The 13,826-nt window shown below is 40.6% G+C and carries 7 protein-coding genes; all 7 read right to left on the bottom strand.

The genetic code is table 11. From position 1 onward, the window contains the following. Positions 1-81 precede the first annotated feature (81 nt). Entirely contained in the window at positions 82-1,284 is a 1,203-nt protein-coding gene (gene metK / locus KJS52_RS23460) for a methionine adenosyltransferase (RefSeq protein WP_213519737.1), read from the bottom strand. 185 nt (positions 1,285-1,469) lie between these two features. After that, the gene (locus KJS52_RS23455) at positions 1,470-1,733 is read right to left on the bottom strand and encodes an alpha/beta-type small acid-soluble spore protein (protein ID WP_213519736.1); all 264 of its coding nucleotides are present in this window, start codon (positions 1,731-1,733) and stop codon (positions 1,470-1,472) included. A 190-nt stretch (positions 1,734-1,923) separates the two neighbouring features. Further along, on the bottom strand, positions 1,924-2,412 hold the full coding sequence (locus KJS52_RS23450; protein ID WP_213519735.1) for a hypothetical protein: 489 nt from the start codon (positions 2,410-2,412) through the stop codon (positions 1,924-1,926). Between the two features lie 60 nt (positions 2,413-2,472). After that, positions 2,473-4,911, bottom strand: a complete 2,439-nt coding sequence (locus KJS52_RS23445) for a hypothetical protein (RefSeq protein WP_213519734.1) — start codon at positions 4,909-4,911, stop codon at positions 2,473-2,475. A 126-nt stretch (positions 4,912-5,037) separates the two neighbouring features. After that, positions 5,038-7,473, bottom strand: coding sequence for an S-layer homology domain-containing protein (locus KJS52_RS23440; protein ID WP_213519733.1), 2,436 nt, complete (start codon positions 7,471-7,473; stop codon positions 5,038-5,040). A gap of 456 nt (positions 7,474-7,929) precedes the next feature. Continuing rightward, positions 7,930-12,132, bottom strand: a complete 4,203-nt coding sequence (locus KJS52_RS23435; protein ID WP_213519732.1) for an S-layer homology domain-containing protein — start codon at positions 12,130-12,132, stop codon at positions 7,930-7,932. 354 nt (positions 12,133-12,486) lie between these two features. Next, positions 12,487-13,635, bottom strand: a complete 1,149-nt coding sequence (locus tag KJS52_RS23430; protein ID WP_213519731.1) for a glycosyltransferase family 4 protein — start codon at positions 13,633-13,635, stop codon at positions 12,487-12,489. Positions 13,636-13,826: the final 191 nt, after the last annotated feature.

The following is a 13,826-nucleotide window of genomic DNA, read 5'->3' as shown; positions in this document are numbered from 1 at the left end:
TTTACAAAATAAAAAGCCAAATTTTACATCTTTAGACGTAAAATTTGGCTTAAAGGTTTCTCATTTTTCTAATTTATAGCTTTAAATGCCTGCATCAGCTTTAATGATGTCAGCCTTGTCAACGCGCTCCCAAGGCAAATCAATGTCCGTGCGACCAAAATGACCATATGCCGCAGTTTTAGAATAAATCGGACGGCGAAGATCAAGCATTTTAATAATGCCGGCTGGGCGAAGGTCGAAGTTTTTACGAATAACTTCTACCAGCTTTTCCTCAGATACCTTGCCTGTTCCGTAAGTGTCTACATTGATCGAGACTGGCTGTGCAACACCGATTGCATAGGCCAATTGAATTTCACATTTATCGGCCAAACCGGCAGCAACAATATTTTTAGCGACATAACGCGCTGCATATGCTGCAGAACGGTCAACCTTCGTAGGATCCTTGCCTGAAAAAGCACCGCCGCCATGACGCGCATAGCCGCCGTACGTATCAACAATGATCTTGCGACCTGTCAGGCCTGCATCGCCTTGTGGACCGCCAATAACGAAGCGACCAGTAGGGTTAATAAAATATTTTGTTTGTTCATCAAGCCATTCTTGTGGAACGACTGGCTTAATAACATGCTCCATGATGTCAGATTGAATTTGCTCAAGCGCAACATCCTCTGCATGCTGTGTAGATACAACAATCGTGTCTACGCGTACAGGCTTGCCGTCAACATATTCAATCGTAACCTGCGTTTTACCATCAGGACGCAGATAATTAAGCGTGCCATCTTTACGCACTTCAGACAAACGACGAGCGATACGGTGTGATAGGGCAATTGGAAGCGGCATTAACTCAGGCGTTTCATTGGTTGCGAAGCCAAACATTAGACCTTGGTCACCAGCGCCAATGTCTTCATTTTCCTGGTTAACATCTTTGCCATCACGTGTTTCAAGTGCTGCATTAACGCCCTGAGCAATATCTGCAGACTGCTCGTTTAGAGACGTAAGCACGGCACAAGTGCTATAGTCAAAACCGTATTTAGCACGCGTGTAGCCAATTTCCTTAATTGTACGACGTGCAATAGCTGAAATATCAATATAATCAGCCTTACTTGTAATTTCCCCGATTACAAGTACTAAACCTGTAGCAACAGAAACTTCACATGCAACGCGCGCATTAGGATCAGCTTCCAAAAATGCATCTAAAACAGCATCAGAAATTTGGTCACAAATTTTATCGGGATGACCTTCTGTTACTGATTCCGATGTGAATAAATGGCGTCCTTTTACCGACATCCGTATCAACCTCCCATTTACATATGCTTATATATAAGAATACACCTTATACACAAAAAATGAACCTTTTCCCGTAGGAAAAGGTTGGTTTACAACACTTCTAACATAGAATAATACAGAAAATCAAGCATCATGTCAATGCAAGTTAAATATCCCAGTTATTGTGCCCACCGCATATATCGGGTTTATAATTGCCCGAGCACTTGCTCAGCTTGCTGAATAAGTCGCTTTGTAATTGAACCGCCAATGTAGCCAACGTCTCTTGTAGCAGCTTCTCTCCAGTTAATACTGCTTGTTGTTGGGCCTGCCGTTCCAAGCTCTCCAGCAAACTCTGCACTAAAATCCTCTTGTCCAGGAGTGTATAACCCGATTTCCGCAGCTAGCTCATACTTCATTGCGTTTAATGCTGCCTTACATTGTGGAACTACAACTTGGTTGCGTCTGCTCATTGCAATCGCCTCCTAATATATTGATAAAAGCAATATTAGTATGGCTCGAGCGCAAGTCAGTAAACTGATGAATTTATAACAGCATTGGCTAATGCTTGCTTTGCTGCCAACAAAAAATCGTCAAAGCAACTGGGAACCAGCACTTTGACGATTTTAATTCATACCTTATCATTGCAGCTTCTTAATCAAATTATTCCAAACGATAAGTGCCTTTAACAAGCACCGTTAAAGATGTTTTAGAATCTGGTGCTACTTGAATACCACGTCCATCACGTGGGAACCATATTAGATGATTAGTTGGAACAGAAGATCCTTTTTTAATATCTACACCAGCCGTAACATCAGAAATCCCATTGCTGTCGGAGCTGTAAGCAACTGCTTTTCCTACACGGATTACCGCTTCACTACCGGCGTCAACCATTAAAATACGATCTTTTGGAACTGTTACTACCTCTAGCGATGCCTGAGTTGCTGTACCGCCGGTGGAACCACCTGAGGAGCCTCCACCGTTAATACGAGCAATTTGTTCATCAACATAGCTTTTGGTTACAACTGGATCATTTACCGTTCCTGGAGTCACTGAACTGGTTCCTACAGTTAGCGCATTGCCAATGATCGTTCCAGCAACGATACCCGTTGCCAGAATCAATGCTGCACCTGTCCATTTCATAGCTTTCATCTCGTCATCTCCCCTCACATATACATATACGATACTAGATTAGGAGAGTAATTGCTAGACTTATTGCACATTGCCAAATAAGAAAGTCTTGCTCGCAATTAGCTTTTTGAATCCATCGTATTCTTCATAAACATTGACAATATACTGACCTGGATTAGTAAACTGCAGGGCAGAATCGCTGAATGACATCGTTTGTTTATTGCGTGTGCCGATCGTAAACTTATCGTCCTTCTCTCCACCAATTTCGAAAGATTTCGAGAACGTTACGCTTGGACGCTCAGGATCAACATATTCAATTACAATGCGATGTGCATCTGCATACTCTGGCGCGTCATCACGAACTGTTATATCGTAATTGAAGCTCAAATTAATCGTATCTGCAATTAGTCCATCCGTGCTGTCAAACTGTGCATAGAAGGATGAAAGTGAAATATCGTACTTCATAAATGGTAATGCTGTAAATGAATCAATTGGACTATCAGCCTTAATCAGGTTCTGTGTATAAACTGGATTAACCATTACATTGCTAATTTCTTCTTCGCCAGTTTTTACAGTTTCACCAAAATAAAGATTAATTTTTTGCTGTTCATAATCTTTCGGTATAACAGCACTACCGTACAATACTACTTTGCCGTTAGGCATAATTCTAGAAGTATAAGGCTTGATCGTAAGCTCAACCACATCACCATTGCTGTTTGTAATATAGCCTACTAGCTGTGTTGGAACGACAGAGCGTTGTTCCTTGCTTTCGTACACTAGCTGAGTCAGGAATAGGTCATTTTGCTTGCCTTTAAGAATGTCTGAGCGCTGTACTTGTACCTCGCCTTTTCCACCCGTTGTGTCGATTACATATGGCTCATTAGCCGCTAGCAATCTAGCACTTGTCATTTCGTTAAGCTTAAACTGATGAATGGTATTTTCTTTGTCCTCTAGCTTTTCAATCATATTAAACAAAACATTATCAGTGCTTTGAACATATGGAATCTTCGTATACGTAATGACACGATAGCTTTGATCCTTTCCAATCGTCAGCAAATTGTCTAGATATACAATTTTAGTAGCATCGGCTGGAAGTTTTACGCCATCAATTTCAAATTGACCAGAAAGCTGAAGTCTAGCTTTAGCTTTAGCAGATTTATTCAAAATCTTAAATTCTGCAATCAATAAATCGCTATCTCCACTTGGTATTCTTTGCAGCGATGTTTGTTCAATTACTTGATCCTGATAAGTTGTTTTATTTGTTGCTGGCTTAGTTGGCTGATTAGCACCGCCAAGCACAATTTCAAAATTTCCTAAGAAATTGCTTTTTTGTCCTTTTTCTTCACTATAAAACACGACGAATTGACTTTTCTTTAAATCTGCATCCTTTGGCAGCTCGCCACGCAGCTTAATTTCTTTCTTTATATTAGGAAGAAGCTCTGTTGGAGCGTTTTCCTCTGGCACCAATGGGTACAAGAAGCCTTGTGCTGTCTTAATATAATACTCAAAATTAGGCATCGTCATTTTAGATACAGATTTATTCTCTAACACGATCGATGTATCAGTAAAGGTACTGCCATTGCTTTGACTAACACGTTGTTCATTAACCGTCATATTTACTTGGTGGTTGCCAATAGAAAATGTCGACGTTGCAGAAGATTTTACTGCTGAAGTATCTTTAAGCGCCGGTAATGCAAAAGTTACCCGTGGGAGTTGGATCGAACCAGCTTCGTCATTATACATGACAACCACTTTAGCATTATTTTTGGCAAAGCTTTTATCAAGTGTCGCAGATAGTAAAGTTGTTCTACGTTCTTGCGGATTTAAGCTCGCTGAGCCTTCTTCCTTATTAGCGGATAATAGTGGAATCAATGTTCCTTTGCCATCTGTTAAATAATAACTCAATTTGCTAGTATCTAACGCCGCACTAGCTTTATTTCGCATAACTACTTCGATATTAAAGTAATGATAATTTTTATCAGAGTACATTTTGTAACTGCCGAGCAGCACATTCAGCAATGCTTTATCCAGATTCGTTTCCTCTGATTTTTTATAAGGAGTTACACCATTACCTGTGGATTTCAGCTTACCTACGATACGCTCATAATCTTTGGCATTAAAATCCCACTTGATAATATCAAGCGACAAATCCGTCAGCGCATCATTGGCTCCTACATAAGCATAGTATGTAAGGTAGGTTGTTGAATTGGGAATAACATACCTTTTTTCCTTATCTTCAGACATCAATCTCGTAACATAGGAACGATTATCTTTCCCGGATATTTTGGCCCAGTAGTCGATCAGCGGAACATTATTTTGAGATTTGTTTTCAAACTTGACTGTAAAAGACGCTAATTTGCCTGTTGCATCCTTTACCAATTGAGCATCATAAAGCACCGCACTTACATTAGATGCTATGCTAACTTTGGTAGCGGCCTCAACAGTTTGTAATGGTCGGAACGTATCCAGTAATGTTAATAGCAAACCTAATGACAATATAATCGATAGAATTTTTTTCACCAAACATTCCCTCCTCATATATATAAAACGAGGGCAACATGTCAAAAGTTGCGAGATAAACACGAAATTTAAAAATAAAAGCTGCCAAGCCAGAGGCTTGACAGCTTTTCGTTACGTTAAGTTCAATTATTGAACTACAACGTTGATTGTGAATACTTGACCAGCGATTACTACTGTTAGAAGAACAGTACCATCGTTAGTTGGATGAGATGTAATAACTTTATCATTAGAAACAGTAACTAGGTTATTGTTTCCAGAGTAGATTGCTACATCAGCTGCAGTGATTGTTGCTGCAGAACCGTATTGGTTGTAAGCAGAGAATGCACCGTTTGTACCGAATAGTTTAGCGAAGATACCAGAATCGCTGTTACCAACAGTGATTGCATTCACGTTTTGAGTTACTTTAGAAATGCTTGCAGTTGTGTTAACAACTGTGAATGTGTAGCTACCGATGCTTACGCCGTTAACTTTAACTGTAACAACTTCAGTACCAGCTTTAGCAGCTGTGATTGTGTTACCGTTGATTGTAACGATATCAGCTTTAGGAGCTTCAACAGTTACATTTGCAACTACAGCATTGATGTAGTTGCCGTTAACATCCTTTTCGTATACTTTTACGTTAGTAGAAGAAGGATTCTTTTTGTTAGAGTCAGATGTATTAGTGTTTACATCTAGAGTAAGATCAGAGATATCAACAGCATAACCAGCGAATGCTGCTTTTTCTACAACATTAACTGTTACAGAAGCTGCAACGTTAGCGTTTGTAGACTCTTTGAAAGTAAGAACTGTGCTGCCTTTTACAGCAGTACCAGCAGGCAATGTCAATGTAACTTCGCCGTTAGTGTAGTTCAAAGTAGTAGGAACAGCTACGATACCAGCAGTAGAAGCTGTTACGTTAAGAATACCGTTACCAGAAACTTTGTTACCATATTGATCTTTAACAGTTAGTTTAACTTGATAGTCAACACCGTTAGAACCAAGAACTACGTTTACAGATGCTTTGTCAGCTGTTAGTGCAGAAACTTTAGCATCGTCTTTTACAGTTACAACTACAGACTTAGAAACTGTTTTACCGCCGATTGTACCGCTGATTACAACAGTCGCAGAACCAGTAGCGATCGGTTGAACAGCACCAGTAGTTTGGTCAACAACTAGAACTGTTGGGCTCAAAGATCTGAAGTTAGCTTTGTAAGGGTCGCCGTTAGCTACCAAGCTTACAGCTTGATTGTTAGAGTCAACGATTTCAGCAACTAGAGTTGAACCTACAGTACCTTTGAAGATAGAAAGCTCAGGATCAGTAGTAGAACCAAGAGTTACTTTACCGATTGAGTTAGCTGTAGTCAAAGAAGATTTAACATAAACAATTACGTTACCAGTAGTAATTTCAGTACCTTTAATTTTAGCAGAAACTACTGCATAAGCTTCAGCTGCACCGTTTAGGCTACCAGCAGAGATTACGCCAGTAGTTGGGTTTTGGCTGATGATTGCTGCAGAAGAAACAGCTTCGATATCAGTGCTTGCAAAGTTAGGAGTAATATCATTGCCTTGAGCATCTTTAATTACTACTTTAAGCTCTTTGTTTTGCTCGATTGTAGTTGCAGCAAAAGAGATAGAAGCTGCAGCTGTTTTAGTGTAAGAGAATGTTACGTTAGCAGAATCAACTTTAGAAGCAGACTCAAGATCAGCAACATTGCTTACAGTTACGATGTAGCTTTGGTCAGCAACAAGATTGTCTACAAGAGAGATTGTTGCAGTTTTGCCACTTACAGTAACGTTTTGAATGATTTGTACAGAGTCATTGTCAGCACGTTTTACAGAGAAGTTGTTAGCATTCACAGAAGCGATTTCTTTGTTGAATTCAACAACTACAGTTTTTTGGTTGATGCCTTTAGCAGCTTCAACTTCAAGATCTGTAACTTCGTAGCCTTTAAGACCAAGAATAGTACCTAGTTTTTTGCCATCGATTTTGAAATCAAGAGCTTTAACTAGAGCTTCGTAGATGTCGCCGCGAACAGCGTTTGCAGTTTTGTTAAGGTCAGCAGATACCAACTCAAGCTCAACTGCTTTTTCAAATGCGTTAGCATATTCAACGTCTACTTTAAGTACACGTAGAAGAACTGCTGCGAATTGTTGGTTAGTGATAGGGTTACCTACACCAAATCTAGTGTCAGTTTCGCCGTTGAAGTAACCTTTTTCTTTAGCCCAAGAAACGTAACCGTTGTAGAACTTAGAATCAAGGTCAGCAAAACCATGAGTGTTAGCATGAGCTTTCGCTTCTGCTTCAGCGTTTAGTAGACGAGACAATAGAACTGTAACGTCTTGACGCAACCATTCTTTGTTCTCATCAAGACCATCAGAAGTACCTTTAATAATACCAAGATCTTGAAGTTTTTGGCCTGCTGCCTTACCGTCAGCAGAAACAAGCGTTGCAAACATGGAGAATACCATGGCGATTGCAACTAGTAGAGATAAACTTTTTTTCATAACCTTTTTTTCTCCTCCTCTAAATTGCTTCGGTTGTTGAGAGTTTTGTTTTGATAAAAAATGGCTCGAATTACTCATAGCCAGTTCACCCCCTTCCTGGAGTAGAGCACATAATTATAAAATGATGTCTACTAGCATGACAACGTATGTATTGAGCACGCTGTAGAAACTTGTAAATGATGAGAGAAGCCTGCTAGATTACATGTATCACTATAACATTATACAATGTTGTGCCCAGACCGTAAAGAGAAACTTCACTTTTCATTCCAAATCTTTCCGAGTCCTGGTGGCTTCAATTTGCTCTCGATTCATCTCACATTACTTTAGACGTAGCAGCAGCTAAAAAGTTGCGCCTATTTCAACAAGATTTTGCAAGTATGTATGCAAGGAGCGTACTGGAAATTTTTATTTCAAATTTCTATTAATAGTATAGCTTGTACTAGATTTGAAGTCGATACCAAACTTTTACCATCACCGTTAAAGAAGGCATGAAATGTTAACCATCTCATGCCTTCTTTATTATTGAACGTTTAATTATCCATAAATTTGCGGAAGCTTCTTCAAGCTGTTCATCACACGCGCCATAATAATGGCAGCATCGCTGCGCAGCATTCTTGCTTTTGGATCAAAGATGTAGCCGGCCTTCGGATCAGCAGTATTAAGCGGCTTACCAACGATAAAGCCTTGCTTTTGAATAGCCAGTACCGCCGGTATCGCGTAATAATCAAAGCTCGCACCATCTTTGAACGCCTTATCCAGCTGTTGTTTTGCTTTAGTTGCATTCGTTTCGAGCTTCAGTTCAAGGCCGCGCGCTAAAATAACTGCGGCGTCCTGACGGGTAATGGAAACATCCTCGCCGAAGAAACCAGGACGCGTGCCGTTTACGATACCTGCACGAGCGGCAGTTTCAATGTAACGATAATCGTAAATAGCATTGGCATTACTTGCATTCGTAATGGTTTCCGGATAATACGTAAAGTGCAGACTGCCTGAGTAATTCAATGGCAAATCAAGCGCTCTAACGATCATGCGCGTAAACTCACCGCGAGTAATATACTCGTCGCCGCCAAAACGATTGACAGGCTCAATAGCATTCATTACCCCTTTAGAGTAAATGGCTTCCATTGCTTCACGAGCATAGCTGTGATCGATAATATCGTTGTAGCTACGTGTCAGCTTGACGACGACATAATAGCCAAACTTGTTGAAAGGTACCGTGATCGTGCCTTTCTTTTCGTCCACTACACCGCCGATATTTTCCCACATGCTGCTGTAAGGATCAAAGCGGAATACTGTAATCGTAGTGCCAGCGCTTTGCACTATGCTGTTGTCATAGGTCAACGTCAATGAGCCCACATTGCTTGGAATCAGCTCTCGTCCTTGAAGCCCGTAGCGAGCAGCAAAGTTTTGATTATACTTGCCTACATAATTCGGGAACGGGAACGGATCAATTCCGCCACGCTCTGGGTCATAACTATTCGTATCCGGGTCATCAGCCAATCCGGCGTCAATCCAATACAATGGACTTGCTTTAATGTAGCGATTCGCATAGCTTTCAAAGCGAGTTTTAATATGAAGCTCGCCAGTTGCCTGACTGTTTGCCGAATAGTCAGGAGCCTGACTTTCAAATAAATGACGATCGACAATACCATCATCCGGGTTAGCTATTGCAAATAAAATATCGTGATTATTATACACTTGCGTTGCATGATCATTAGATTGATTATAGCTTGGGCGAATCAAATTCGTATTTCTCGGGAACGTCAACGTCAACGAGTTATTAAATACTTTATGCGAGTTTTTCATCGTCTCAAGATATTGTGCGCCAGGTATATTGGTCGGCACATATTTCACTGTAAACTCATCTGTCGTTGTCGTTTCACCGCGCTTAATCGTAAATGAGATATCGGTATCTCGATTGGCTCGCAAGTTTGTAATTACGGTACGGAATGCTTTAATCGTAGTGTTTGGACCTGCATTATAATCATAGAAGTCAATTGGCTCTGCAACCTGCTTGTTGATTGTTACAGATTCAGCTCCAGGTGCAGAAATAATAACCTCTACAAAGTTTTGATTGACAATACGCTTTTCCTCTACAGGAGACTTGATGCTGTATGGGATGGAGATTGGATTAACCTCCAAACGATATGTCGCTCGCGGTCCACTCTCGCCAGCATTAAATACGGTAATGACATAAACTAAAGCACTGCCGTCTTCAGGCATTTGTTGATTTGTAATGTTAAAGAAGAAGTCTTGCTTCTCTTTGTCATAATAGAACGTAATATTGGCGTCAGGAGTTGCTGCGCTTGTTGAATTACTATTATAAATGCGATCTGTCCCGTTTGCCTGCTTCTCAATATTGCGCGATTTGTCAGTAGCCTTGAACTGCATGCCCAAGTTCCACTTAACAGGTGTGTTCCAATCAGGATTAGTAATTTGAACGATATAATTTTCTTTCGTAATTCTTGACGAATTCAATGCTGCCTCGATTTCTGCAGTTGTTGTACCTAAATCGATAAAGTCAAACGTACCGTACACATCAAATTCAGCTTCTCTAGTTGTATACACCCCATCGCTATACGTAAACTTAGCATCGCTGGATGAAGGCGGCCAGCTGCCTGCTGAATGCGGATATACGCCATCGCTGTTTGGCGATGGTACCATCGGCAGGTTCGTTGGCACAATGCTAAACTTGACCGTGCTTTCATAGCTGTACGTGCTCGTGCGGAAAACAAATTTAACCGTGTTTTCCCCAGCTTTATTCATAATTTGTGCCAACTCACTTACCAAAGCCGGAGTCAAGGACGTAATTTGGCCGCTGGAGTTCACTGTAGCCCCGTCTGGACGAAACACAGGCGAATTCGGTGCACTTGTAGAATATGAGTTAATCGGTATTTCAACATTATTTAAATATAAAAAGACAGATTGCTTTTTGTTGCCAGAGGTTTTGTAAACAATATCGTTCGGATTGGCGATGTTCATAACTCTACCCGCCAAGGCTCCGATTCGTCTTACTAAATCCTCGTTATTATCACGATATGAATCATACGTAACGGACATGCCGTCTACCAGGCTCTCGAATTTTACATACGGACCGTACTGCAGCTTGAAGACAGCATATTTAGGGTCTGTAATAGATGTATTCGTGTTAGTTAGTGCGATGCCTACCGTATTTGTCCCTGCTTTATCCAGGTTCTCAAACTCGAGAAATACTCGCAAGTAATTAACGTCTACTCCATCAACTTGTCTTGTGACCGTTTCTGTGACCGGAGTCCCAGTCGATCTATCCGCAATAACCCGATATGAATACGAAGTTCCATTGACCGTTACAGCAAGTTGATTTGGAATATTAGCACTCGTTCCAAGCGAACTGGCATTGGCAATCAACAGTTCTACTGCCATTGGAATAGAATAAACCTCTACTCCGGCAGCTGGAATATCAGTTGCTTGCAAAGCTCTAATCTGACTTGGATTAGACGTTACTGAAAGCTTGGAATTCGACGCATGGTTATCCGTCATTGCATCGTCAAAGCCAGTTAAGTAATTAATATCAGCAATATAGGCCTTTGTACCATCACGCAAAGTAAATTGACGAGCGTTAGATGTATCATATTGCGTTAAATTCGGTGCTCTCATCGTAAACGAAATTGGTGTATTAAGCTGCAGCGTGCTTGGCAGCGTATACTCATAGCTCACCGTAACATATTCCGATGATGCCGTTAAAGTTGAAGGATTTAAACCTGTAATTTGAACGGCCGGATTGTTTGTAATACCAGAGATGGAGATGCTCATATTACGAGCTAATACCGTTCTGAACGTATTCATATTGCTTGTGCTAACAGGAGTCGTCCCGTTATTGGCAAGATCATATAAAGGCAATGGAATAATTGCTTTTCCGCTTAGCTTTAAAGTTTGCCCTCTATCAATGGAATAATCGCCATTGTAGGACAAATCATAGGATGTACTGCCATTAATCAGCTTCTCGTCAAAATAAGTAACCTCGCCATTATATAGCGTCACTTGTCTTGTTGTCTCTATAACCTGACCACCGTTGGTTACTTTAAATTTGATCGTATTCATCCCTTTATTAATCGTCAACTGAGATGTTGTAAAGCGAAAATTGTTTGTTGTTTGCGATACGTTGAAATCATAGCTGTAGTCGTTAATTTCAACTGTAACCTTTGTCGCATTTGGAGCATAGCCGTCAATTGTAATAATGCCTGTCGATGATGGTGTCTGGCTTTGCGAATACAGCATTGTCACACCAGATTCCAGCACATCGTAGGAACGGTTTTCAAATAAAATTTTCAAATCATTAAGCATCGGGCTGTCGCGGAATTCTATGTAGATCGATTCTTCAACTGTTGAAGTTCCTGCAACACCTTTGAACGTAATTTTGTTCAAACCTGCAAACAGCTCCAAATTTGATACTGTAATCTGATTGTCGCCAGTAGTCGATATCCCCGTTGAAATATCTTGAGTACTGTTTAGAGGCGCGTCACTATTTAGCGTAACCTGCTCTACCTTATAGCTAATAGACGAGCCGACAACCCCGTTAATTGTTCCGTTAAGCGTAACATACTTGCTGGAAACAACCCTTGCAGAGGCTTTACTATCCTTTTCGTTAGGGAACAAAAAGTAACTGCCCGCTGCATCAACTTGAATGTTTGAACCGTACGCTGGAATTAAAGTAATCACCAGTGCCAACGTCAAAACGACAGATAAAAACTTCTTCAAGTGAATACTCCTCTCTTCTTGAAATTTTAGTTATTTTCTATATGAATTGCACCCAAGTGCAGATCACATGAGTAAAGACAGCATTTCTCCAAAGCTCCTTCCCATAATTTTCTTGTCGTAATTTGATAGACGCAAAATTTACTAAAAAGTTCCGTATCTCTTATATCGGTCAAATAAACGTTGATTTAAAGTGATATCGACATGAAAATCCTGTAATTCGCACTTTTTCAACATGTGCATGCGTCGAGCAACCATAAAATTAGACAGCATTATTCGACAGCGCGAGCTGCATAAAAAAGGCTGCCAACCAATATGCGGTCAGCAGCCCCTCACTATCCATCTATAAAAAATCATTTATTCACTACGCGACGACTGTGAATCTACAAAGCCAAGCTTAAGTCCCAGCTTTTGCAGAAGCCCGATTAATGGTCGGCGCGACTTGTCGACAATACCGATTACTTCTGCTCCAATTTGCATAAAAAATATTACGATACAAACAACGGCAAACGTAATCCAGTTGGCACCATTAAATTTCATTACAGCGGATTGAATAATCGCCATAGCGCCAAATATTGCGGCAATTCCCCAAATCATCAATACTGTCTTGCGATGGCTAAAGCCCAGATCCTGCAAGCGATGATGCAAATGCCCTTTGTCCGGGGCAAAGATCGGGCGCTTGTTGACCAAGCGGCGAATAATCGCAAAGAACGTATCAGACAGCGGTACGCCGATAATTAATAACGGAATGACGAACGAAACCAACGTAATCTGTTTGAATGAAATTAATGATAGCATAGCTAAGCAAAATCCTAAGAACAATGATCCTGAATCACCCATAAAAATTTTAGCCGGGTGGAAATTATATCGTAGAAATCCAATAATACCGCCAAGCAACAACGTGCTTAGCAAAATAACCGGTTGGAAGCCCATAATGATTGCCATAATTAAAATCGTAGCAATTGCAATACCCGATACGCCAGATGCCAAGCCGTCCAAGCCATCAATTAAGTTGATTGCATTTGTCACACCAACGATCCACAGAATCGTTACTGGAATCCCGATCCAATCGTTAATTCGCTGCATGTTTTCACCAAATGGCAGGCTCACAAATTCAATCGAAATATCAAAGCCGAACACTACAACGCAGGCAGCTATAATTTGCAGCACAAACTTCAGCTTGGCTGACAATTCAAAACGGTCATCAAACGCACCCGTAATAATGATGATTGTGCCGCCAACTAATACTGCCTTAAGTAAATTTAAATCTTTCCCGAGCAATGTTCCTTCAGGTATTAGCATTATAACGCAAAAGAATGAAACGACTAGTGCAAGATAAATAGCCAAGCCGCCCATTCGCGGCATAATACGTGTATGAACTTTGCGATGATTCGGTTTGTCAATTGCGCCAACAAAAAAAGCAAATTTCTTTACGAGCGGCGTCATAATTAAGGCGACGATAAGTGCAATTGCAAAACCGAGCGTATAAACGATTCCAATTGGCATAATATGAATTCTCCCCTCTGGAACTACAAACAGAACTCGTTGACTGATTCCTGCTTATCATTTGCTGATCGCAGTCAACTTATCCAGTGTTTTGGAATGCCAGCTCTTTCTTTCTGTAGTAAGCATCGTGTTGAATTATACTCTCCACACAGAAAAATTACTACTTTCGAATTTAATCTAAATAAGAGAAA

This window comes from Paenibacillus montaniterrae, from assembly GCF_018403185.1.
GTDB classification, from domain to species: Bacteria; Bacillota; Bacilli; order Paenibacillales; family Paenibacillaceae; genus Pristimantibacillus; species Pristimantibacillus montaniterrae.
This window is presented reverse-complemented; position numbering and strand designations above follow the sequence as displayed.

Bases quoted from the DNA above. Each gene is read 5' to 3' on its own strand.
- KJS52_RS23455 (WP_213519736.1), bottom strand. From the start codon at position 1,733: ATGAGCAGACGCAACCAAGTTGTAGTTCCACAATGTAAGGCAGCATTA.
- KJS52_RS23430 (WP_213519731.1), bottom strand. From the start codon at position 13,635: ATGCCAATTGGAATCGTTTATACGCTCGGTTTTGCAATTGCACTTATC.
- metK (WP_213519737.1), bottom strand. From the start codon at position 1,284: ATGTCGGTAAAAGGACGCCATTTATTCACATCGGAATCAGTAACAGAA.
- KJS52_RS23440 (WP_213519733.1), bottom strand. From the start codon at position 7,473: ATGAGTAATTCGAGCCATTTTTTATCAAAACAAAACTCTCAACAACCG.
- KJS52_RS23450 (WP_213519735.1), bottom strand. From the start codon at position 2,412: ATGAAAGCTATGAAATGGACAGGTGCAGCATTGATTCTGGCAACGGGT.